20 protein-coding genes are annotated in these 20,853 nt (G+C 70.0%); 5 read left to right on the forward strand and 15 right to left on the reverse strand.

The window, feature by feature from the left end; translation table 11 throughout:
- Positions 1 to 55 precede the first annotated feature (55 nt).
- From ACXJLU_RS00290 to ACXJLU_RS00310, 5 genes are read right to left on the reverse strand one after another with little or no spacing between them, the layout of a single operon-like run.
- Positions 56 to 763 (reverse strand): ABC transporter ATP-binding protein, encoded by a 708-nt coding sequence (locus ACXJLU_RS00290; protein ID WP_457328547.1) that lies wholly within the window; start codon positions 761 to 763, stop codon positions 56 to 58.
- Positions 756 to 1,514 (reverse strand): ABC transporter ATP-binding protein, encoded by a 759-nt coding sequence (locus tag ACXJLU_RS00295; protein WP_457328548.1) that lies wholly within the window; start codon positions 1,512 to 1,514, stop codon positions 756 to 758. The genes ACXJLU_RS00290 and ACXJLU_RS00295 overlap by 8 nt, the downstream gene beginning before the upstream one ends.
- Positions 1,511 to 2,470: a branched-chain amino acid ABC transporter permease gene (locus ACXJLU_RS00300; protein ID WP_457328549.1), complete on the reverse strand. Its 960-nt coding sequence runs from the start codon at positions 2,468 to 2,470 to the stop codon at positions 1,511 to 1,513. Before ACXJLU_RS00300 ends, ACXJLU_RS00295 begins: the two co-directional genes overlap by 4 nt.
- Positions 2,467 to 3,327, reverse strand: coding sequence for a branched-chain amino acid ABC transporter permease (locus ACXJLU_RS00305; protein ID WP_457328550.1), 861 nt, complete (start codon positions 3,325 to 3,327; stop codon positions 2,467 to 2,469). Before ACXJLU_RS00305 ends, ACXJLU_RS00300 begins: the two co-directional genes overlap by 4 nt.
- Before the next feature lie 2 nt (positions 3,328 to 3,329).
- Positions 3,330 to 4,514 carry an ABC transporter substrate-binding protein gene (locus tag ACXJLU_RS00310; RefSeq protein WP_073466043.1) on the reverse strand — a complete coding sequence of 395 codons (1,185 nt, stop codon included), beginning with the start codon at positions 4,512 to 4,514 and terminating at the stop codon, positions 3,330 to 3,332.
- A gap of 156 nt (positions 4,515 to 4,670) precedes the next feature.
- On the opposite strand from ACXJLU_RS00310, the gene ACXJLU_RS00315 reads away from it, so the two are divergent.
- Together ACXJLU_RS00315 and ACXJLU_RS00320 are read left to right on the forward strand one after the other, a co-directional pair.
- Complete coding sequence (locus tag ACXJLU_RS00315) at positions 4,671 to 5,777, forward strand: 5-methyltetrahydropteroyltriglutamate--homocysteine S-methyltransferase (RefSeq protein WP_457328551.1); 1,107 nt, start codon at positions 4,671 to 4,673, stop codon at positions 5,775 to 5,777.
- A gap of 66 nt (positions 5,778 to 5,843) precedes the next feature.
- Positions 5,844 to 7,781, forward strand: coding sequence for an alpha/beta hydrolase family protein (locus ACXJLU_RS00320; protein WP_457328552.1), 1,938 nt, complete (start codon positions 5,844 to 5,846; stop codon positions 7,779 to 7,781).
- Positions 7,782 to 7,803: 22 nt separating this feature from the next.
- On the opposite strand, the gene ACXJLU_RS00325 is transcribed toward ACXJLU_RS00320, so the two are convergent.
- Positions 7,804 to 8,466, reverse strand: a complete 663-nt coding sequence (locus ACXJLU_RS00325) for a class I SAM-dependent methyltransferase (RefSeq protein WP_457328553.1) — start codon at positions 8,464 to 8,466, stop codon at positions 7,804 to 7,806.
- 11 nt (positions 8,467 to 8,477) lie between these two features.
- Positions 8,478 to 9,215 (reverse strand): siderophore-interacting protein, encoded by a 738-nt coding sequence (locus ACXJLU_RS00330; RefSeq protein ID WP_457328554.1) that lies wholly within the window; start codon positions 9,213 to 9,215, stop codon positions 8,478 to 8,480.
- Positions 9,216 to 9,253: 38 nt separating this feature from the next.
- Between ACXJLU_RS00330 and ACXJLU_RS00335 the strand changes: the two genes are divergently transcribed.
- From ACXJLU_RS00335 to ACXJLU_RS00345, 3 genes are all read left to right on the forward strand, one after another.
- Positions 9,254 to 9,727, forward strand: a complete 474-nt coding sequence (locus tag ACXJLU_RS00335) for a MarR family winged helix-turn-helix transcriptional regulator (RefSeq protein ID WP_457328555.1) — start codon at positions 9,254 to 9,256, stop codon at positions 9,725 to 9,727.
- Between the two features lie 121 nt (positions 9,728 to 9,848).
- Positions 9,849 to 10,760, forward strand: a complete 912-nt coding sequence (locus ACXJLU_RS00340; RefSeq protein ID WP_457328556.1) for a DUF2157 domain-containing protein — start codon at positions 9,849 to 9,851, stop codon at positions 10,758 to 10,760.
- On the forward strand, positions 10,757 to 12,316 hold the full coding sequence (locus tag ACXJLU_RS00345; protein WP_457328557.1) for a GDYXXLXY domain-containing protein: 1,560 nt from the start codon (positions 10,757 to 10,759) through the stop codon (positions 12,314 to 12,316). Before ACXJLU_RS00340 ends, ACXJLU_RS00345 begins: the two co-directional genes overlap by 4 nt.
- Here the strand turns inward: ACXJLU_RS00345 and ACXJLU_RS00350 are convergent.
- From ACXJLU_RS00350 to ACXJLU_RS00385, 8 genes are all read right to left on the reverse strand, one after another.
- Positions 12,313 to 12,756 (reverse strand): MarR family winged helix-turn-helix transcriptional regulator, encoded by a 444-nt coding sequence (locus ACXJLU_RS00350; RefSeq protein ID WP_457328558.1) that lies wholly within the window; start codon positions 12,754 to 12,756, stop codon positions 12,313 to 12,315. The two genes, ACXJLU_RS00345 and ACXJLU_RS00350, sit on opposite strands and share 4 nt — an antisense overlap.
- Positions 12,757 to 13,025: 269 nt before the next feature.
- Positions 13,026 to 13,820, reverse strand: coding sequence for an ABC transporter ATP-binding protein (locus tag ACXJLU_RS00355; RefSeq protein WP_457328559.1), 795 nt, complete (start codon positions 13,818 to 13,820; stop codon positions 13,026 to 13,028).
- Between the two features lie 2 nt (positions 13,821 to 13,822).
- Complete coding sequence (locus ACXJLU_RS00360) at positions 13,823 to 15,589, reverse strand: branched-chain amino acid ABC transporter ATP-binding protein/permease (RefSeq protein WP_457328560.1); 1,767 nt, start codon at positions 15,587 to 15,589, stop codon at positions 13,823 to 13,825.
- Positions 15,579 to 16,616: a branched-chain amino acid ABC transporter permease gene (locus tag ACXJLU_RS00365; RefSeq protein WP_457328561.1), complete on the reverse strand. Its 1,038-nt coding sequence runs from the start codon at positions 16,614 to 16,616 to the stop codon at positions 15,579 to 15,581. Before ACXJLU_RS00365 ends, ACXJLU_RS00360 begins: the two co-directional genes overlap by 11 nt.
- 16 nt (positions 16,617 to 16,632) lie before the next feature.
- Entirely contained in the window at positions 16,633 to 17,772 is a 1,140-nt protein-coding gene (locus ACXJLU_RS00370) for an ABC transporter substrate-binding protein (RefSeq protein WP_457328562.1), read from the reverse strand.
- Entirely contained in the window at positions 17,769 to 18,221 is a 453-nt protein-coding gene (locus ACXJLU_RS00375; RefSeq protein ID WP_073466030.1) for an acyl-CoA thioesterase, read from the reverse strand. Before ACXJLU_RS00375 ends, ACXJLU_RS00370 begins: the two co-directional genes overlap by 4 nt.
- Positions 18,218 to 20,062, reverse strand: a complete 1,845-nt coding sequence (locus ACXJLU_RS00380; protein ID WP_457328563.1) for a feruloyl-CoA synthase — start codon at positions 20,060 to 20,062, stop codon at positions 18,218 to 18,220. Before ACXJLU_RS00380 ends, ACXJLU_RS00375 begins: the two co-directional genes overlap by 4 nt.
- Entirely contained in the window at positions 20,059 to 20,820 is a 762-nt protein-coding gene (locus ACXJLU_RS00385; RefSeq protein ID WP_457328617.1) for a crotonase/enoyl-CoA hydratase family protein, read from the reverse strand. The genes ACXJLU_RS00380 and ACXJLU_RS00385 overlap by 4 nt, the downstream gene beginning before the upstream one ends.
- Positions 20,821 to 20,853 lie beyond the last annotated feature (33 nt).

Genomic DNA, 20,853 nt, shown 5'->3' on the forward strand with positions numbered 1-20,853 from the left:
GGCCGCGCCACTGTAGGCGGCCGGCCGCCACGGCGCGCCACCGGGATTGCTCAGTTCAGCGCTGCGACACCGCGAGCCAGCGCTCAAGCTGCTGCGGCTCCGCCAGCAGCGCCGCGCTGTCGCCGCGGTGCACGATGCTGCCGCGATCCAGCACGATCGCCTGCTGCGTGATCGGCAGGATCATCCGCGGGTTCTGCTCGACGATGATCGCCGACAGCCCCTCATCACGCACGACGCGGGCGATCGAGCGCAACAGCTCGTCGACGATGATCGGCGCGAGCCCTTCGAGCGGCTCGTCGAGCAGCAGCAGCTTCGGGTTCAGCACCAGCGCGCGCGCCACCGCCAGCATCTGCTGCTCGCCGCCCGACAGCTGGTGGCCGAGGTTGGCGCGCCGCTCGGCCAGACGCGGGAACATCTCGTAGGCGCGCGCCGGCGTCCACGGCCCGGGCCGCGCGACCGCGCTCAGGTTCTCGTCGACCGTCAGCGACTTGAAGATGTTGCGCTCCTGCGGCACCCAGCCGATGCCGGCCGCGGCGCGGCGGTAGGGCGGTGTCGCGCTGATGTCCTGCCCGGCGAGCACGATGCGGCCGGCGTGCCGCCGCGTCACACCGACCAGCGTGTTCAGCAGCGTGGTCTTGCCGGTGCCGTTGCGGCCCAGCAGCGCAAGCGATCGGCCGGCGTCGAGCGCGAAGTCGACGCCCTGCACCACCACCGCCTCGCCATAGCCGGCGCGCAGGCCTTCGACGCGCAGCAGCTCAGCCATCGACAGCGTCTCCATGGCCGAGGTACACCGCCTTGACCCGCGGGTCGTTCGAGATGCTCTGCACGTCGCCCTCGGCGAACAGCGCACCGCTGACCAGCACCGAGACCCGGCGCGCGAAGTTGAAGACCAGGTCCATGTCGTGCTCGATCAGCAGGATGGAGACGTCGGCCGGCAGCGCATTGATGGTGTCGAAGATCTCCTGCCGCTCGCCCTCGGGCACGCCGGCCACCGGCTCGTCGAGCAGCAGCACGCGCGGCTTGCAGGCCAGCGCGGTCGCGATCTCCAGCAGCCGGCGCTTGCCGTAGGGCAGCACCGAAACCTGGCGGTCCATCACGTCGTCGAGCCGGAACTGCTTCAGCAGCGCCTCGCAGGCCTCGGCCACGCCGTCCGCCCGGCCGAGCGGCTGCCACCAGCGCGATGAAGCCCCGCGTTGGGCCGACACCGCCAGCGCGAGCGACTGCAGCGGCGTCAACTCGCTCCACAGCTGGTTGATCTGGAAGGTGCGCACCAGGCCGCGACGCACACGCTGGTGCGGCGCGAGGCGGGTGATGTCCTGCCCGTCGAGCAGGATCGTGCCGGCGCTCGGTGCGAGCACGCCGGTCAGCAGGTTGATCAGCGTCGTCTTGCCGGCGCCGTTCGGGCCGATCAGCGCGTGGCGCGCGCCGGTCTCGATCACCAGCGACACATCCTGCGTCGCGGCGAGGCCGCCGAAGCGCTTGACGAGGCCGCGGGTTTCCAGCGCGACACTCATGCCTTCGGCCTCCACCAGGTCCACGGGCGGATGAAGCGGTCGCGGCCGACCAGCATCAGCACCACCAGGAACAGCCCGAGCCAGAACAGCCAGTACTGCGGCGTCCACGCCGAGACCAGGTCGTGCAGCAGCTTGAACGCGATCGCGCCGAAGATGCCGCCGTACAGGTAACCGGTGCCGCCGATCACCAGCACCAGCAGCACGTCGGCGCTGCGGTGGAAATCGAGCACGTCGAGCGACGCGAAGCCGCTGGTCTGCGCGAGCAGCGCGCCGGCCGCACCGGCGAGTGCCGCCGCAAAGGTGTAGACCGCCACGAGGCGCGCATTCACCGACAGGCCGATGCTGCTGGCGCGCAGCCGGTTGTCGCGCAAGGCCTTCAGCGAGACGCCGAACGGCGAGTGCACGACGCGCCGCGCGAGCAGCAGCGCGATCACCAGCACCGTGAGGCTGTAGGCGTAGGCGGTGCGGCCGTACAAATCGAATTCGAAGCGCCCGAGCAGCGGCCCCATCACGACGCCCTGCAGACCGTCGGTGCCACCGGTCAGCCCATCCAGCTTGTTCGCGAGCTCGTACAGCACCGATGCGACGCCGAGCGTCACCATCAGCCGCGTCAGGTCGGAACCGCGCAGGATCAGCAGGCTGCTGACGGCCCCGAGCAGCGCCGACGCGACGATCGCCACCGCCAGGCCCACCAGCGGGTCCGGCATCACATGCTTCGCGAACAACGCCGCGGCGTAGGCGCCGAAGCCGAAGAACGCCGCATGGCCCAGCGACACGATGCCGGCATAGCCCAGCACCAGGTCGAGCGACATCGCGAACAGCCCGAGGATCGCGATCTCGTTGAGCAGCAGCGCATGCTGGCCGGCGAACACGCACGAGCCCAGCGCGACCAGCCCGAGCGCGAACTCCCACCAGCGCCAGGCCGAAGCGGCGTGCAACGAATCGCGTACGTTCATCGGGTGGCGCCCCGCCCGAACAGGCCTTGCGGGCGCAGCGTGAGGATCACGATCATCAGCGTGTAGACGATGAAGGCGCCGAGCTTGGGCACGTAGTACTTGCCGAACACGTCGGCGATGCCGAGCAGCAGCGCGGCCAGCAGCGGGCCGGTGATGGTCGTCGTGCCGCCGACCGAGACGACGATCAGGAAATAGATCATGAACTTCAGCGGGAAGCTCGGGTCCAGCCCCAGCACCTCGGCGCCGAGCGCGCCACCGAGCCCGGCCAGCCCCGAGCCGACCGCGAAGGTCAGCAGGAACACCTGGCTGGTGTTGATGCCCAGGCCCTGCGCGACGCGTGCGTCGTCGACCGCGGCGCGCAGCCGGCTGCCGAAGCGGGTGCGCGTCAGCACCGCCTGCAGCGCGATCGTCAGCACGCCGCACAGCACGATGATGAACAGGCGGTACTTGCCGATGCCGACCGCAGCGAAGTCGAAGCGGCCCTGCAGCCAGGACGGCACCTGGATCATCTGCTGCTGCGAGCCGATCAACCAGTCGACCGCGGTGACCGCCATGAAGACCAGTCCGATCGAGAACAGCACCTGGTCGAGGTGCGGCTTCGCGTACATCGGCCGGTACAGCGTGCGCTCGAGCAGCGCGCCGGCCAGCGCGGTGAGGACGAAGGCCGCCGGCAGCGTCGCGAGGAAGGGCACGCCGAGCCGGTTCATCAGCAGCACGGTGACGTAGCCGCCGGCCATCGCGAACGCGCCATGCGCCAGGTTGACGAAGTTCATCAGCCCGAGCGTGACCGCCAGCCCGACGGCCAGCACGAAGAGCAGCATCCCGTAGGCGATGCCGTCGAACAGCAGCGTCAGCATGCCTACTTCGTCTTGTTCGGATCCTTCACGGCCTTCTGCACCTCGAACTCCTCGTTGAAGAGCTGGCCGTTGACGCGGGCGACGCGGCGGATGTAGACGTCCTGCACGATGTCGCGCGTCTGCGCGTCGATCAGCACCGGCCCGCGCGGGCTCTCGAACACCTGGCCCTTCATGGCAGCCAGCAGCGCATCGCCGCCGCCCGCGCCCTTGGTGGCTTCTAGCGCCTTCGTGATCACGCGCATGCCGTCGTAGCCGGCCACCGCCATGAAGTTCGGGCGGAACTTGTTGGCCGCCTGGAAGGCCTCGACGAACTTCTTGTTGAGCGCCGACGGGTGCGACGCGGAGTAGTGGTGCGAGCTGACGATGTTGAGCGCGACGTCGCCCATGTCGTTGAGCTGGTCGTCATCGGTCACGTCGCCGGTGCAGATCAGGCGGATGCCCGATTTGTCGAGGCCGCGCTCGGCGAACTGCTTCATGAACGCCGCGCCCTGGCCGGACGGCAGGAACACGAACACCGCATCGGGGTTGGCGTCGCGCACCTTCTGCAGGAAGGGCGCGAAATCGGGGTTGCGCAGCGGCGAGCGGATCTCGGCGACGATCTCGCCGCCGTTCAGCTTGAAGCGGTCCTTGAAGGTCTTCTCGGCGTCGATGCCCGGCGCGTAGTCGGCCACCATCGTCACGGCGCGCTTGATCTGGTTCTTGCTCGCCCATTCGGCGATGCCCAGCGTGACCTGCGGCAGCGTGAAGCTGGTGCGCACGATGTAGGGCGACTGCTCGGTGACGATCGACGTGGCCGCGGCCGTCACGACCATCGGCGTCTTGCTCTGCGTGGCGATCGGTGCGGTGGCCAGCGCCAGCGGCGTCAACCCGAAACCGGCCAGCACGTCGACCTTGTCGCTGACCACCAGCTCCTGCGCGATGCGGCGGGTCGCGTCGGCCACGCCGCCATCGTCCTTGATGATCAGCTCGATCTTGCGGCCCGCCACCGTCGCGCCGTTCTGCGCCAGGTACAGCTTCGCGGCCGCCTCGATCTGCCGGCCGGTGGAGGCCGACTGCCCCGTCATCGGGAGGATGAAGCCGATCTTGAACGGCTTGGCCTGGGCCACGGCGGCCGACGAGAAAGCCAGGGGCAGGCTCGAGGCCAGCCCCGCCGCAGCGAGATGCCGCAGGGCGGTGCGCTTGTGCATGCGTTTGTCTCCGTTGGGAAGGCGGTGGATGATGCAGCGAATCCGGGGCCGGATGCTAGCATCAAGGTTCGCATACAGCACCCGTGTTCTATATAAGAACATTGCAGCAGAAACAGGGGCGTCGCGCATCGCGGTGAACCCTCACAGGAGACGTCCATGACCTCGCGTGCCAGTGCTCCGTTTCGTGCCGATCACGTCGGCAGCTTCCTGCGGCCGAAGTATTTGCTGGAGGCCCGCGAGCGCTTCCGGCTGAAGGAGATCAACGCGGCCGAGCTGCGCGCGGTGGAGGACCGGGCGATCACCGAGGTCGTCCGCTTCCAGGAAGACGTGGGGCTGCAGAGCATCACCGACGGCGAGTTCCGGCGCACCTACTTCCACATCGATTTCCTGGAGCAGCTCGGCGGCGTGAAGACCGACATCCCGATGCTGGTGAAGAAGCCCGACGGCAGCGAGGAGCTCGCCCCGCCGGTGATGCGCGTGATCGACAAGGTTCGCCACGTGAAGGACATCCAGCGCGCCGACTTCGAGTACCTGAAGTCGCAGACGCGGCGCACGCCGAAGGTGACGATCCCGTCGCCGACGATGCTGCACTTCCGCGGCGGGCGCGCCGGCATCAGCCGCGAGCACTACCCCGACCTGGAGCCGTTCTACCAGGACGTTGCGAACGCCTATGGCGACGAGCTGCGCTCGCTGGCCGCCGCCGGCGCGACCTACGTGCAGATGGACGACACCAACCTCGCCTACCTGTGCGACGACAAGATGCGCGAGGCGGCCCGCCAGCGCGGCGACGACCCCGACGAGCTGCCGCACCGCTACGCCGGCTTCATCAACCGCGTGGTGGCTCAGAAGCCGCCCGGCATGACGCTCGCGGTGCACCTGTGCCGCGGCAACTTCAAGAGCACCTGGGCCGCGCAGGGCGGCTACGAGCCGGTGGCGCAGGCGCTGCTGTCGGAGATGGACGTCGACGCCTACTTCCTCGAGTACGACGATGCGCGCAGCGGCGATTTCAAGCCGCTGCGCTTCCTGCCGAAGGGCAAGACGGTGGTGCTGGGGCTGGTGACGACCAAGCTCGGCGAGCTGGAGTCGAAAGACGAGCTGAAGCGCCGCATCGACGAGGCCGCGAAGTACGTGCCACTCGAGCAGCTGTGCCTGTCGCCGCAGTGCGGCTTCAGCAGCACGGTGCACGGCAATGACATCGCGGTGGAGGCGCAGCGGGCGAAGCTGCGGCTGGTGGTGGAGACGGCGCGGGAGGTGTGGGGCTGAAGCGACACGCGATACCGCACAATGCCGCCCCGGGAGGGAGCCGCACGACTGCGGCCACGACATGCCATGAGGCTTTTCACCGCTGCCTGCGCACTGCTGCTGGCCGTCTTTGCACACGCGGCACCGGTTGCCGACGCCCCGCTTGCCACCGATCCGCTGATCCTCAAGCTGACCAACCCGCGCGGCTTCTACGACATGAAGCTCTCACCGGACGGCAAGCATCTCGTCGCGCTGGGGTACACGAGCGGCAACAACGCGGTGTTCGTGATCGACACCGGGACGCTCGCGGCCCGCAAGATCGACGAATCGAATGTCGAGGTCCGGCCCAGGCACATCATCCGGCGCGTCTTCTGGATCAACAATGAATTGCTGGCCATCGACTACAGCCACGAAGACACATGGTCTGTCGACCTCGACGGCAAGCGTGTCACGGCGCTCGGGGACTGGTTCATCGGCCGCGCCCAGGATGTCGACGACTTGCACAACGTGGTGTTGATGCAAAAGGGCGACGGCGTCTACAGCTACGCCCGTGTCGATGCGCTGACCGGCAAGTCGATTCCGGACGATCACGGCGTGAACGGCTACCGGCTGGAGAACCTCTTTGATGAACAGGGCGTGCTGCGCTTCGTCGCCACGCTGGACCGGTCGTTCTGGTCCGACAACACGCGGGTCATCTATTGGTATCGCAGCGACGGCAACGCCGCCTTTCGCCGGATCGCCGACTTCGGGTTCACCGAGGAGCGCTGGGAGCCGATCGCCTTCGGCCACAAAGCGGACACGTTGATCGTGTTCTCGCGCGAGGGACGTGACACCTGGGCGCTGTTCAGCCACGACGTGACCACCGGCCGTCATCTCGAGATGCTGGCGGGAGCCGACACGCAGGACCTCGCCTCGGTCCAGCATCGAGACACGGAAGAGGGCAACCATGATCTGGTTCGCGTCACGACCTCCGGTCTGAAGCCGACGCAAGTCTGGCTGGACGCGCGCATGGTCGGCCTGCAGAAGGCCGTCGATGCCGCGATGCCGGGGCACGTCAATCACATCGTGAACGGCAGGCCGACAGGCAAGCTGCTGATCCTGTCGTTCGCGGACACCGATCCGGGCCGCTGGATGTTGCTCGACACGCAGGACATGACGCTGCGTGAGATCGCAAAGGTCCGCACGGAAGTCGATCCGTCGACGATGCGGCCGATGGAAACGCTGCGTTACCCGACGCCCGACGGCCTGAGCATTCCGGCGTATTTCACCCGGCCAACCGGTGCTGGTGCAGCGTCGCTGCCGCCACTGGTCGTGCTGATCCATGGAGGCCCGATCGCGCGCGATCGCTGGGGATGGGACGAAGAGGTGCAAGCGCTGGCCCAACGGGGCTACGCCGTCTTCCAACCCCAGTTCCGCGGCTCGTACGGCTTCGGCCGGAAATTCGAGGAGGCCGGCTACCACCAATGGGGCCTGAGCATGCAGGACGACGTCACCAACGGGGTTCGCTATTTGATCGACCAGAAACTCGTCGACCCGCAGCGCATTTGCATCTACGGCGCGTCCTATGGAGGCTATGCCGCACTTTGGGGTTTGATCAAGACACCTGAACTGTTCCGCTGCGGCGTCAGTGTGGCCGGCGTGACCGACATCAGCTTGTACGTCAAGGATGCCGACTTCCGCAAGGACAAGGACACGATGAAAGCGGTGCGGCTGTACATCGGCGACCCGTCCACCCAGCAGCAGGCGCTTGATGCGGTCTCGCCGTTGAAACACGCCGACCTCGTGCGCGCGCCGGTACTGCTGATCCACGGTGAGCGCGACGGCCGCGTGCCGATCGAGCACGCCGAGAAGATGCGCGACGCGCTGAAGGCTGCCGGCAAGCCGGTCGAGTGGATGGCCATCAAGAACGCGGGCCATGGCTTCGAACTGGACGACCGGCGCCGCCTCTACGAGACCTTGCTTGCCTTCCTGGACAAGCACATCGGGAAACCGGCGGCAGCGGCAGCCGCAGCCTCCGCTCCCTGACGGTCCGGGATCCGGCCGGCGGTCAGCGCTTGCGCGCGAGCGTGACGCCATCGCCGATCGGCAGCAGCGACACATCGACCCGCTCGTCGCGGTGCAGCTTGTCGTTGAGCGCCTGCAGCGCCGCGGTGTCGGTGCCGGCCGCGGCCTGGTGCGCCACCTCGCCGCCCCACAGCACGTTGTCGATCGCGATCAGCCCGCCCGGGCGCAGCAGCTGCAGGCAGCGCTCCAGGTAGCCGTCGTAGCCGCGCTTGTCGGCGTCGATGAACGCGAAGTCGTACTGCCCGGCCTCGCCCGCCGCGAGCCGCGCATCCAGCGTCTGCAATGCTGGTGCGATCTGCAGGTCGATCTTGTGCGCCACGCCCGCCTGCTGCCAGAACGGCCGGCCGACACGGGTGTACTCGTCGCTGATGTCGCAGGCGAGCAGCCGGCCGTCGTCGGGCAGCGCCAAGGCCACCGTCAGCGCGCTGTAGCCGGTGAACACGCCGATCTCGATCGCGCGGCGCGCGCCGATCAGGCGCACCAGCAGCGACATGAACTGCCCCTGCTCGGGCGAGATCTGCATCGACGCGTGCGGGTGGCGCCGCGTCGCGTCGCGCAGCGCGGTCTGCGCCGGGTGCTCGCGCACCGAATGGGCGATGACGTAGTCGAGCAGGTGGTCGTCGAGCGGCAAGGTTCGGTTTGACATGGCAGTTCCTTTCAGTCGCCGAGGTTCTCGTGGTGCGCGATCGCGCCGCGCTTCCAGTACGCGGCCGCGCGGATCGCGTGGCGGTCGTGGCCCTTCTCGTCGACCAGCACGCGGCGCAGCGCCGCCATCGTCGCGGCCTCGCCGGCGCACCAGGCGTAGCCCTCGCCGGGCGGCAGCGTGAGTGCGCGCGCCGCGGCGAGCAGCGCGTCATCGCTGTCGACATGCTGTACCTGCAGCTCGGCGGCGCTCGCGAGCGGCCGGCGGTCTGCTTCATCGAGCTGCAACAGCACGATCGCGCGCGTGCCGGCCGGCAATTCCTCCAGCCGGCGCTCGATCGCCGGCAGCGCACTCGCGTCACCGACCAGCAGGTGCCAGTCGTAGTCGAGCGGGATGATGAAGGAGCCGCGCGGGCCGGCCACCGTCAGCGCGTCGCCGGGCTTCGCACGCGCAGCCCAGTCGGACGCCGGGCCGTCGTCATGCAATGCGAAGTCCAGCGTCAGCTCGCCCGCAACTGCATCGTGGCGGCGCGGCGTGTAGTCGCGGCGCACCGGTTCGCCATCGCCGGTGTCGATGAAGAGCTTCACATGGTCGTCGAACGACGCGCTGACGAATCCCGCCATCGGCTCGCCGGCCACCACGATGCGCCGGAAGCCGGGGCTGATGGCCTCGACGCGCACGATGCGCAGCTCGCGCCTCTTGATCTCATGCTGGACGCGCTGCACGCGCCGGGTGGATGTTTCTGCCGTCATGGGAGCCGCTTCCGAAATGGTTGACAATATCCCCCATCATGGGCAAACAAGATGACAATGTCAACCATCAGGGCAAAGCCCGCGTGGAAGACGACGTGCTGGAGCTGATCCACACGGTGATGCACCAATACCGCGGCCAGCAGTACCAGGTGCTGCGCGACGGGCCGCACGACATCACGCACATGGAGAGCAAGGTGCTCGGCTACTTCGGCCGCCACCCCGGCACGACGCAGAGCGACCTGGCGCAGCACAGCGGGCGCGACAAGGCGCAGCTGGCCCGGCTGATCAAGGGCCTGCGCGAGCGCGGCCTGCTCGATGCGCGGGCCGACGCGGCCGACCGGCGCAGCGTCGCGCTGTCGCTGACGGCGGACGGCCAGGCGGTGCTGCGCACGCTGCAGCAGCAGGCGCGCAAGCTGACGGCGCGCGCGGTGTCGGGGTTCAGCGCGGCCGAGCAGCGGCAGTTGCAGGCGCTGCTGCAGCGGGTGACGGACAACCTGGACGCGCCCGACTGAGCGCGGCAAGCGCGGTATCGGAACACGCTCCCGACAGTGCCGGCCCGCGGCACTTCGTGCACGCAGCGGCACCAGGCATCACGGCACATCGCTACCATCGCCCCCACATCCCGGAGGAGCCATGGACCTGCACGATGAACCCCCCGCGCTCTCGCAGCGCCTGCCGCAGGGCATCGCCGTGCTGGCCGCGGCGCTCGGCGGGCTGGGGCTGATCTTCTGGGTCGCCGCCAACTGGGACGAGCTGGGCCGCACCGGCCGCTTCGCCTTGCTGCAGGCCTGCGTGGTCGTGATGTGCGCCGGCGCGCTGTGGCGGCCCACGCTGCGAGCGCCGCTGGGGCTGCTGGCGCTGCTCGCGATCGGCGGCCTGTTCGCCTTCTTCGGCCAGACCTACCAGACCGGCGCCGACGCCTGGCAGCTGTTCGCGCTGTGGGCCGCGCTCGCGCTGCCGCTGTGCCTGGGCGCCCGCAGCGACGTGCTGTGGGCCCCGTTCGCGCTGGTCGCGATGAGCGGCATCTCGCTGTGGATCGTCGCGCACACCGGCCACCGCTGGCGCATCGAGCCGCAGGACCTGCCCGCGCACCTGATCGGCTGGAGCGCGGCGATCGCGCTGGTGGCCGCGCTGCACCCGGCGTGGCAGCGCTTCACCGGCGGCGGTGAATGGGGCGAGCGCACCGCGGTGACGATGGCGGTCGCGATGATCTGCGTGAGCGGTGCCAGCGCGGTGTTCGGCGACCGCAGCGGCGCGCACTACGCGCTCGCGCTCGCGGTGCTGGGCGTCGCGGCGGTGGTGTTGTCCAACCAGCGCCTGTTCGACATCTACGGGCTCAGCGCGGTGGCCCTCGGGCTGAACGCGCTGCTCGTCGCCGGGCTCACGCACTGGCTGTTCGACCGCCGCAGCCCGTTCGACGAGATCAGCCGGATGCTGGTGCTGGGCCTGTCCGCTGCCGGGCTGCTGGCCGCCAGCGTGTCGGGCGTGATGCGCCTCGCACGCCGCCACGCCCGCACCGGCACCCCCAGCGGAGCCGTCGCATGAACGATTCCCTCACGATCTCTTCCGAGACCCGCCCGTGGCCGGTCGTGCTGCTGACCGGGCTGGGCGCCTGGCTCGCTGCCGTGCCGCTGATCATCGTCGTCGGCATGCTGTTCGGCGACTTCGTCACGCGCGGCGCGGGCCCCTACCTGATCGGGCTGCTGGTGCTGGCCGGTTCGCTGGTGGTGCTGCATTCGCGGCAGATCCCGCTGTTCGTCGAGCAACTCGCGGTGCCGGGGTTGATCGTCGGCGGCGGCGCGCTCGCCTTCGGGCTGTTCCGCGATCTACCGACCGCCCTCGCCTTCGCGGCGCTCGGCGCGGTTGCGCTCGCCGCCGCGGTGCTGGTGCATGCCGACTGGCTGCGCGCGCTGCTCGGCGCGCTGGCGGCGGTGATGCTGGCGCTCGCGCTGGCGATCGACCCGTGGCGCGGCTCGCATGCGACGCGCCTCGGCGTGTTCTGGCTCGCGTGGCACGGATGCGCGGCGGCCTGGCTGGCGGCTCACGTGATGGTGCGCCGCATCCCGCAGGAGCACGCCGCCATCGTCGAACCGGTCAGCGCCGGCTGGCTGCTCGCGACGCTGTGCGGCCTCGCCTGGTGGGCCGGCATGACCTTCCTGGTCGGCGCGAACCTCGGTGAGTTCGGCAACGACGTCGCGCGCGGGTTCGATCGCGATGGACCTCACTGGACCGGCGCGCTGCAGCAGGCGGCCTCGCTGACCTTGGCCATCGTCGGCGCGCTGTGGGCCGCGCGCCGCTGGCCGGGCCTGCGCCAGCCGTGGCTCATCGGCGTGGCCGCGGTGCTCGCGTTGCTGGCCTGGTTGATGCCGACGCTCGGCGCGGTGCTGCTGGCGCTCGCGCTGTGCATCACCACGCGACGCTGGCGCCTGGCCGCCACCGCTGGCGTGGCCGCGGCCTGGATCATCGGCGCGTTCTACTACCAACTGGCGTGGCCGCTCGCGCACAAGGCTTTGCTGATGGTGGCGGCCGGCGTGGTGCTCGCGCTGCTGGCGCGTTGGGGCACGCCGCGGCGCGTGTCGAGCGAGGCCACGGCACCGGTCGCGGCACCGGCCGGACCGCAACGCTGGGGCATCGCGATCTGCGCGGTGGCCGTGCTGGCCGTCGCGAACTTCGCCATCTGGCAAAAGGAATCGCTGATCGCCGACGGGCAGCCGGTGTTCGTCGAACTCGCGCCGGCCGACCCGCGCTCGCTGATGCAGGGCGACTTCATGCGGCTGAACTTCCGCATGCCGTTCAGCGTGCAGCAGCAGCTCGACGGCGACCTGCTGCGTGCGCAGCGCCCGCACGCGGTCGCCCGGCGCGACGAGCGCAACGTGCTGACGCTGCTGCGGCTGGACGACGGCAAGCCGCTCGCCGCCGACGAGCTGCGCGTCGAGCTGACGCCGAAGGGCGGCGACTGGATCCTCGTCACCGATGCATGGTTCTTCCGCGAGGGCGAAGCGCAGCGCTGGTCCGGGGCGCGCTTCGGCGAGTTCCGCATCGACGACAACGGCCGCGCCCTGCTGGTCGGGCTGCGCGGGCCCGAGTTGAAGCCGCTCTAGTCGGCCGCACCGGCCGCGACGCGCATCAGCAGCTTGATCAAGGTCGCGCGCTCGCGCGGCGACAAGACCTGCATCGCGTCGTCTTCCATCGTCTCGGCGATCTTCTCGGCGCGCGCTGTCAGCCTGCGCCCCGCCGGCGTCAGCGCGATGCGCTGCGAGCGCCGGTCGTCGCTGCAGCGCTCGCGCAGCACCCAGCCGCGCTCGACCATGCGGTCCAGCGTCACCGCCATGTTCGGCGCCGACACGTCCAGTGCCTGACCGAGCCGCTTCTGGTTCACGCGCTCGTTGGCCGCCACCAGCACCAGGATCGAGAACTCCACCGCCTTCAGTTGCAGCGGCCCGAGGTGGCGCACGAACGAGCGCTTCAGCTGCACCGAGGCGCGCGTCGCCGCATAGCCGACCAGGTGCTCCAGGCGCGAGGTGTCGAGGGCTTCCGCCATCAGCGGGGTCCGTAGGGCCTGTTAACACTACGGGAAGGCTCGCGCCGGTGCCTGCCAAGGCGCTGGGCAAGGCGCGACGCGCGGCCCGGGCTCTCTGCCCGGGCAAGCGGCGCAACGCGGCCCAGCGCCTTGGCAGGCACCGGCCCGCAGGGTGATCTCATCAAAAGGGCACCCGCCGCGTTGCACGGCTTGCCCAGGCAGCAAGCCTGGGCTGCGCCGTGCGCCTTGCGGGTGCCCTTTTGATGAGTCACGCGAGCCTTCCCGTAGTGTTAACAGGCCCTAGACCGCGCCGCGCCGAGGTAGGTGTCGATCACGCGCGCATCCCGCGCCAGCTCGGCCGCCGGGCCTTGCAGCACGATCTCGCCCATCTCCAGCACGTAGGCGTGGTCGGCCACCTCCAGCGCCGCGCGCGCATTCTGCTCGACCAGCAGGATGGTCACGCCGGTCGCGCGCAGCGCGGCGATGGTGCGGAAGATCTCGCGCACCACCAGCGGCGCGAGGCCGAGGCTCGGCTCGTCGAGCATCAGCAGCGACGGCTCGCCCATCAGCGCGCGACCCACCGCCAGCATCTGCCGCTCGCCGCCCGACAGCGTGCCTGCGAGCTGCCCGCGCCGCTCCTGCAGGCGCGGGAACAGCGCGAACACGCGTTCCATCGCGTCGCGTGCCGCCTGCGGCCCGCGTTGGCGCAAGCGCCATGCGCCGAGCCGCAGGTTGTCCTCGACCGGCATGCTGCCGAACAGCGCGCGGGTTTCGGGCACCAGCGCAATGCCGCGGTCGACGCGCGCCTCGAGCGGCAGCGCGTCGATCGCGTTGCCTTGCCAGCGGATCGCGCCGCGCGACGGCAGCACGCCCATCAGCGCGTTCAGCAGTGTCGACTTGCCGGCGCCGTTCGGGCCGATCACGGTGACGACACTGCCGGCGGCGGCTTGCAAATGGATGCCGCGCAGGACTTCGGCGCGGCCGTAGCCGGCGTGGAGCTCGTTGACTTCGAGGGCTTCGACAGGCTCAGCCCGACCCTTCGACAGGCTCAGGGCGAACGGAGGGGTGGGGATCGGATCGCTCATGCTCAGTGCTCCGTCCCCAGGTACGCCGCGCGCACCGCCTCGCTCGCCTGCACCTCGGCCGGCGTGCCTTGCATCAGCTGCGTGCCGAACTCCATCACGACGATGCGGTCGCTGACGTCCATCACCAGGTCCATGTCGTGCTCGACCAGCAGGATCGACAGCCCCTCGGCGCGCAGCTGCCGCAGCACCTCGGCCAGCGCCCGCTTCTCCTGGTGGCGCAGCCCGGCGGCCGGCTCATCGAGCAACAGCAGCGACGGATCAGCGCTCAGCGCTCGCGCGATCTCCATCAGCCGCTGCGGCCCGAGCGCCAGGTTGCCGGCCAGCTCATCCGCGCGGTCGGCCATGCCGATGCGCTGCAACTGGCGCTCGGCCTCGCGCAGCAGGCGGCGCTCTTCGGCGCGGTCGAGCCGCAGCATCGCCGCCACCACGCCGCGCTGTCCGCGCCGGTGCGCGCCGAGCGCGACGTTCTCCAGCACCGTCATCTCCGGCACCATCTTCACGTGCTGGAAGGTGCGCGAGACGCCGCGCCGTGCGATGCCGCGCGACGGCAACCCGTCGATGCGCTCGCCTCGCAGCCGCACCTCGCCGCGCGTCAGCGGCAGCACGCCGCTGACCAGGTTGAAGGTGGTCGACTTGCCGGCACCGTTCGGCCCGATCAGCCCGACGATCTCGCCGGCACGCACCTGGAAGCTGACGTCGTTCACCGCGACCAGCCCGCCGAACTCCTTGCGCACCGATTGCACGTCCAGCACCAGCTCGCCGTGCGGCGGGCGCGAGGCCTCGGGCAGCGGCGCCGCATCGGCCCAGTCGCGCTTGCGCACCTGCCGCGGCAGCCGCGCCACCACCGCGGCCCACAGCCCGTCACGCGCGTACTGCAGCACCCCCACCAGCAGCACGCCGAACACGATCACTTCGTAGCTTCCGCTGCCGCCGAGCAGCCGCGGCAGCAGCACCTGCAGCTGGTCTTCCAGCAGCTTCACGACGGCCGCACCGGCCAGCGCGCCCCACACCTGGCCGACGCCGCCGATCACCGCCATGAAGAGGTACTCGATGCCCATCTTCAAGCCGAACGGCGACGGGTTGACGCTGCGCTGGAAGTGCGCGAACAGCCAGCCCGAGAGACTTGCCAGCAGCGCGGCCAGCACGAACACCGTGACCTTGGCGCGGAAGGTGTCGATGCCCATCGCCTCGGGCATCGTGCTGCCGCCCTTCAGCGCCCGCAGCGCGCGGCCGCTGCGCGAATCGAGCAGCTGCGTGGCGGCCAGCGCGGCCAGCAGCACCAGCGCCCACAGCAGGTAGAAGAAGCTGCGCCCGGTGTTCAGCGGCACGCCGAAGAAACCGATCGGCGCGATGCCCAGCAGGCCGTCGTAGCGGCCCAGCGCCTCCAGGTTGCCGAACAGGTAGTACAGGCTCAGGCACCATGCGATGGTCGCGAGCGGCAGGTAGTGGCCCGACATGCGCAGCGTGATCCAGCCCAGCACCAGCGCGGCCAGCGCCGTCAGCGCCAGACCGCCGAACACCGACAGCCACGGCGACCAGCCGAGGTTCAGCGTGAGCCATGCGCTGCTGTACGCACCGATGCCGACGAAGGCCGCCTGGCCGAACGACGTGAGCCCCGCGATGCCGGTCAGCAGCACCAGCCCGATCACGACCAGCGCGTACAGACCGATGTAGTTCAGCTGCGTGATCCAGAACTCCGGCACCGGCAACTGCGGCAGCAGCGCCAGCGCGGCGGCGAACGCCAGCAGGCACCAGCGGCTACTCGTCATCGGGCGCGCCGTGCGTGAAGCTGCGCCACAGCAGCACCGGCAGGATCATCGTGAAGACGATCACCTCCTTGTAGGCGCTGGCCCAGAACGAGCCGAACGATTCGAGCCAGCCGACGAACAGCGCACCGGCTGCCGCACCGGGATAGCTCGCGAGCCCGCCGAAGATCGCCGCGACGAAGCCCTTCAGCCCGATCAGGAAGCCGGTGTCGTAGAACATCGTCGTGGTCGGGCCGATCAGCAAGCCTGACAGCGCACCGATGAAGGCGGCCAGGCCCATGCTCCAGCGCCCGGCGCCATCCGTCGAGATGCCCATCAGCCGCGCGCCGAGCCGGTTCACTGCGGTCGCGCGCAGCGCCTTGCCACGCAGCGTGCGGCCGAAGAACAGCCACAGCCCGACGATCAGCGCGGCCGAGACGAGAAAGATGATCAGCGCCTGCCCCGACAGCATCAGCGGCCCGGCCTGGAAGCGCTCGTCCCAGAAGCTCGGGTTGCGAAAGCCCTCGGCGCCGAAGAACAGCAGCCCCAACCCGGTCAGCGCGAAATGCACGCCGACCGAGACGATCAGCAGCACCAGCACCGATGCATCGGCGAGCGGCCGGTATGCGAGCCGGTAGACCAGCGGACCGAGCGGCGTGACGATCGCGAGCGTCAGCAGGCTTTGCAGCAGCAGCGGCAGCTGGCGCGGTGCGGCCCACAGCGCAAGCAGCGTCACCGCCGCGGGCACGGCCAGCGACAGCGCGGCGTCGCGCGCGATGCGGCCGGCCGGCTGGCCTTCGCGCACCGCGCCGAACGCATCGCGCAGCGCGGCCAGCACCGCCAGGATCCCGAGCAGCCACACCGTGCCGGGCAGTTTGCCCATCTGCAGCATCGCGAGCGTCAGCGCACCGTACGCGACGAACTCGCCCTGCGGGATGAAGATGACCCGCGTGACCGCGAACACCAGCACCAGCGCGAGCGCCAGCAGCGCGTAGACCGCACCGCTGGTTGCGCCGTCGAGCAGCAGGATGCCCGCGATCGAGAGGTCCATCAGCGGACGATGGCGGTCACTTGACGACTTCCCAGTCGCCGTTGACCACCTTCAGCAGCACGCCGGTGTCGGGCGTGAAGCCGAAGTGATCGGCCGCGGTGTAGTTCAGCACGCCCTGCGACACCGGGATGCGGCCGGCCGTCTCCAGCGCCTCTTTCAGCGCGGCGCGGAACTCCTTCGTGCCAGGTTTTGCCTTCTTCAGCGCCATCGGGATGATCTTCTCGAGCACGATCGCCGCGTCGAACGCGTGCGCGCCGAACTGGTTCGCGCTCTTCGGGCCGAACGCCTTCTCGTACTGCTCGATGAAGCGCACGCCGATCGCCTTGCTCGGGTTGCTGTCGGGCAGCTTGGTCGCCACCAGCGCCGGGCCGGACGAGACGAACGAGCCCTCGACGTCCTTGCCGCCGACGCGGATCAGGTCGAGCGTCGCCGCGCCGTGCGTCTGGTAGATCTTGCCCTTCGGGTAGCCACGCTCGACCAGGCCCTTGTGCGGCATCGCCGCGCCACTGCCAGAGGCTGCCACCAGGATCGCGTCCGGGTTCGCGCCGACCAGCTTCAGCGCTTGGCCGGTGATGCTGGTGTCGGCCCGTGCGAAGCGTTCGACGCCGACGTTCTTGATGCCGGCCGCGGTGGCCTGCGCGGTGATGTCCTTCAGCCAGGCCTCGCCGTACGCATCGGCGTAGCCGACGAAGCCGAAGGTCTTCACGCCGGTCTTCTTCCAGTGCTCGACGATCGGGATCGCCATCACCGCGGTCGACTGCGGCAGCCGGAAGGTCCAGGCACCCTTGCCTTCGGGCAGCGGGATCGGCGACAGCGCCAGTTGCACCGTCTGCGCCTCGGCGGCCACGTCCGACATCGCGATCGCGATCGGCGTCGCCGACGACCCGACGATCAGGTCGACCTTGTCCTCGGTGACGAAGCGGCGCGCGTTCTTGACGCCGACGGTCGGGTCGGTCGCGTCGTCGAGCACGATCACGTTGAGCTTCTCGCCGGCGATCGTGGTCGGCCACAGGCTGATGCCGTTCTTGCTCGGGATGCCGAGCGCCGAGGTCGGGCCGGTCAGCGGGACGCTGACGCCGATCGTCACGTCGGCTTGTGCGCCGGCCGCGAGGGCGGCCAGTGCGGCGGTGGCCAGCCAGGTCTTCAGGTGCTTCATGGGGGTGTCTCCGTTCGGGGGCGTGATTCTGTCTGGCACAGTGCGCGGATGTCGTCCGGCACCGCAATGGACTTCAATTTGCCGGTGGCGTCGCGGGTCACGAAGATGCGCGTCTCGCGGCCTTCGCAGACCAGCTCGCCGTCGCGCGTGACGCGGTGCCGCTGCACGAACACCTTGCCGCGCCATTCCTCGACGCAGGTCTCGATGGTGATCGTCTCGCCGTAGGTGACCGACTGCAGGAAGCGGGTGTGGATCTCCAGCAGCGGCGTGCCGACGATGCCGCGCGTCTGTTCGAGCACGCGCCACGGCGGCACGCCGCACTGCATGAAGAACGACAGCGAGGCCGCGTCCATCCAGCGCGAGAAGTTCGGGAAGAAGACGATGCCGGCCGGGTCGCAATCGCCGAAGTTCACGGCGACGGTGTGCGTCGTGGTGCGGGATTCGCTCATGACCTGCCGGGAAGGAAGAGGCCCGGTGCGCTGCCGTCGTGCAGTTGCTCGACCAGCGCTGCGCGGCAGGCCAGCACCGCGCGCTGGTTGATCGATCCCTTGTCCGTCACCTCGCCGCGGTCGATCGCCGGCGGCTCGACCAGCAGCGCGGCGCGGGCAACGCGTGTCGCGCTGCCGGTGCCGGCGTCATGCAGCGCGTCGATCCAGTGCTGGAAGAACGCGCGCACCGGCGCGGCGTCCAGCACCTCGGCCAGCGGCGCGTCGGCCGGCAGGCCGGCGAGCGCACGGCAGCGGTCGGCGCGCGGGAACACCAGCAGGCCGATCTCGCCGCGGTTCAGCCCGGTGACGACCACGTCCTGCACGCAGGGGTCGCCGACCGTGATGGCCCGCACGCGCAGCGGCCCGACCGACACGAAAGTGCCGGTCGCGAGCTTGAAGTCCTCGGCGATGCGGCCGTCGAACGCCAGGCCGCGCTGCGGCTCGGCCGGGTCGACCAGGCGCACCGCATCGCCGCTCGCGTAGAAGCCGTCGTCGTCGACATGCCCGGCCGACGCCAGCCGCCAGTAGCCCGGCGTGACGTTCGGGCCGCGGTAGCGCAGCTCGGTCTTGTCGCCGCTCGGCACCAGCTTCAGCGTGATGCCGGGCGCCGGCAGGCCGATGTGGCCGGAGCGCACGTCGCCGCCGTTGGCGCAGATCGCGAACGGCGAGGTCTCGGTCATGCCGAGCCCGGTCAGCATGCGGATGCGCTCGCCGCAGGTGGCCTCGGCCAGCCGGTCGAGCTGGTCCCACACCGGCTGCGACAGCCCGGCGCCGGCGAAGAAGAACATCTGCACGCGGCTGAACAGCGTGTCGCGCAACGCGGCGTCGTGCTCCAGCGCGTTGGCGATCTCCTCGAAGCCCTTCGGCACGTTGAAGTAGACGGTGGGCGCGATCTCGCGCAGGTTGCGCAGCGTGGGGCCGATCAGCGCCGGCGTCGGCTTGCCGTCGTCGATGTACAGCGTGCCGCCGTTCCAGACCGTCAGGCCGACGTTGTGGTTGCCGCCGAAGGTGTGGTTCCACGGCAGCCAGTCGACCAGCACCGGCGGCGTCTCGCCGAGGCACGGGAAGCACTGCAGGATCATCTGCTGGTTGCTGCACAGCATGCGCTGCGTGTTGATCACGCCCTTGGGCGCCTGCGTCGAGCCGGAGGTGAACAGGATCTTCGCGATGGTGTCGGGGCCGACACGGGCATGCGCCTCGTCCACCGCGTCGGTGGGCGTGGTCGCGAGCAGGTCGGCGAAGTGCAAGGCGTGCCGGCCTTCGACCGCGCCGCCGGTCAGCGCGAGCGGCGTGCCGGGCGGCAGCGCAGCGTCGATCGCCCTGGCGTAGGCGGTTCCGTTCGACGCGAACACCAGCCCCGGCGTCAGCAGCCCGAGGATGTGGCGCAGCTTGGCGTGGTCCTGCGACAGCAGCGAGTACGCCGGCGAGATCGGCGCGCACGGCACGCCGGCCCACATCGCGCCAAGCGTCAGCAGCAGGTGTTCGAGGTCGTTGTCGGAGAGGATCGCCAGCGGCCGCTCGGGGCCGAGGCCGATGTCGAGCAAGGCCTGCGCGATGCTGCGCGCGCCGTGCACCGCGTCGCGGTAGCTGAGGTGGCGCCAGGTGCCGGTGGCATCGCGCTTGGCGGCCAGCGTGCGCTCGGGCACCCGTGCGGCCCAGTGCTGCAGGCGATCGGTCAGGCGCTGCGGGTGTGGCTGCAGCGGCTCGGTCGATTCGATGCGCAGGCTGCCGTCGTCGCCTGGCGTGAAGCGGGCTGCCAACGAGCCGCCGAGCGCAACCGACCGGTAGCGCGGCACCGTCATGACTTCAAGACCTTGCCGGCCTTGCCGTCGAGGAAGTCGCGCATGCGCTGCTTGGCGGCGTCGTCGGCCTGCGCGATGGCGGCCATCAGCGATTCGGTGAACAGCCCGGCCGCCTGGCCCTGCTCGGCGATGCGCGGCAGCGCGTGCATCACCGCGAAGTTCGACAGCGGCGCGTTCGACGCGATCTTGCGGGCGAGTTCGAACGCAGTCACGAGGCCTTGCCCGTCGTCGACCAGGTACTGCGACAGGCCGATGCGCTGGCCTTCGTCGGCATCGTGCACGCGGCCGGTCAGCATCATGTCGCTCATGCGCGCGACGCCTATCAGCCGCGGGATGCGGGCCGAGCCGCCACCGCCGACGAACAAGCCGCGCTGGCCTTCGGGCAGGCCGTAGAAGCTGCTGCGCTCGGCCACGCGGATGTGGGCCGCGCTCGCCAGCTCGAGCCCGCCGCCGACGACCGCGCCGTGCAGCACCGCGACCACCGGCACGCGGCCGAACTGGATCTGCTCGAAGGCCGCGTGCCAGGCCCGCGAATGGAGGATGCCGTCGGCGGCGCTGCGCTCGCCGAGTTCGGAGAGGTCGAGGCCGGCGCAGAAATGCGCGCCCTCGCCGCTCAGCACCGCGGCGCGCACGCTGCCGTCGAAGCTGCTGAAGACCCGCTGCAGTTCGGCGATCAGCGCATCGTTCAACGCATTGCGCTTGGCGGGACGGGTCAGGCGGACGTGGGCGACCGGGCCGTCGTTGGAAACGTTCAACAAGGAGCTGCTCACGGCGGGTGCTTGAAGCCTGGA

It is taken from the genome of Rhizobacter sp. P5_C2 (assembly GCF_054049715.1).

What these genes read in the sequence shown, in the direction of transcription:
- ACXJLU_RS00305 (WP_457328550.1), bottom strand. Translation starts at nt 3,327, where the DNA reads ATGCTGACGCTGCTGTTCGACGGCATCGCCTACGGGATGCTGCTCTTC.
- ACXJLU_RS00295 (WP_457328548.1), bottom strand. Translation starts at nt 1,514, where the DNA reads ATGAGTGTCGCGCTGGAAACCCGCGGCCTCGTCAAGCGCTTCGGCGGC.
- ACXJLU_RS00315 (WP_457328551.1), top strand. Translation starts at nt 4,671, where the DNA reads ATGACCTCGCGTGCCAGTGCTCCGTTTCGTGCCGATCACGTCGGCAGC.
- ACXJLU_RS00370 (WP_457328562.1), bottom strand. Translation starts at nt 17,772, where the DNA reads ATGAAGCACCTGAAGACCTGGCTGGCCACCGCCGCACTGGCCGCCCTC.
- ACXJLU_RS00350 (WP_457328558.1), bottom strand. Translation starts at nt 12,756, where the DNA reads ATGGCGGAAGCCCTCGACACCTCGCGCCTGGAGCACCTGGTCGGCTAT.
- ACXJLU_RS00360 (WP_457328560.1), bottom strand. Translation starts at nt 15,589, where the DNA reads ATGACGAGTAGCCGCTGGTGCCTGCTGGCGTTCGCCGCCGCGCTGGCG.
- ACXJLU_RS00335 (WP_457328555.1), top strand. Translation starts at nt 9,254, where the DNA reads ATGGGCAAACAAGATGACAATGTCAACCATCAGGGCAAAGCCCGCGTG.
- ACXJLU_RS00375 (WP_073466030.1), bottom strand. Translation starts at nt 18,221, where the DNA reads ATGAGCGAATCCCGCACCACGACGCACACCGTCGCCGTGAACTTCGGC.
- ACXJLU_RS00355 (WP_457328559.1), bottom strand. Translation starts at nt 13,820, where the DNA reads ATGAGCGATCCGATCCCCACCCCTCCGTTCGCCCTGAGCCTGTCGAAG.
- ACXJLU_RS00325 (WP_457328553.1), bottom strand. Translation starts at nt 8,466, where the DNA reads ATGTCAAACCGAACCTTGCCGCTCGACGACCACCTGCTCGACTACGTC.
- ACXJLU_RS00290 (WP_457328547.1), bottom strand. Translation starts at nt 763, where the DNA reads ATGGCTGAGCTGCTGCGCGTCGAAGGCCTGCGCGCCGGCTATGGCGAG.
- ACXJLU_RS00340 (WP_457328556.1), top strand. Translation starts at nt 9,849, where the DNA reads ATGGACCTGCACGATGAACCCCCCGCGCTCTCGCAGCGCCTGCCGCAG.
- ACXJLU_RS00380 (WP_457328563.1), bottom strand. Translation starts at nt 20,062, where the DNA reads ATGACGGTGCCGCGCTACCGGTCGGTTGCGCTCGGCGGCTCGTTGGCA.
- ACXJLU_RS00365 (WP_457328561.1), bottom strand. Translation starts at nt 16,616, where the DNA reads ATGGACCTCTCGATCGCGGGCATCCTGCTGCTCGACGGCGCAACCAGC.
- ACXJLU_RS00300 (WP_457328549.1), bottom strand. Translation starts at nt 2,470, where the DNA reads ATGAACGTACGCGATTCGTTGCACGCCGCTTCGGCCTGGCGCTGGTGG.
- ACXJLU_RS00320 (WP_457328552.1), top strand. Translation starts at nt 5,844, where the DNA reads ATGAGGCTTTTCACCGCTGCCTGCGCACTGCTGCTGGCCGTCTTTGCA.
- ACXJLU_RS00330 (WP_457328554.1), bottom strand. Translation starts at nt 9,215, where the DNA reads ATGACGGCAGAAACATCCACCCGGCGCGTGCAGCGCGTCCAGCATGAG.
- ACXJLU_RS00310 (WP_073466043.1), bottom strand. Translation starts at nt 4,514, where the DNA reads ATGCACAAGCGCACCGCCCTGCGGCATCTCGCTGCGGCGGGGCTGGCC.
- ACXJLU_RS00345 (WP_457328557.1), top strand. Translation starts at nt 10,757, where the DNA reads ATGAACGATTCCCTCACGATCTCTTCCGAGACCCGCCCGTGGCCGGTC.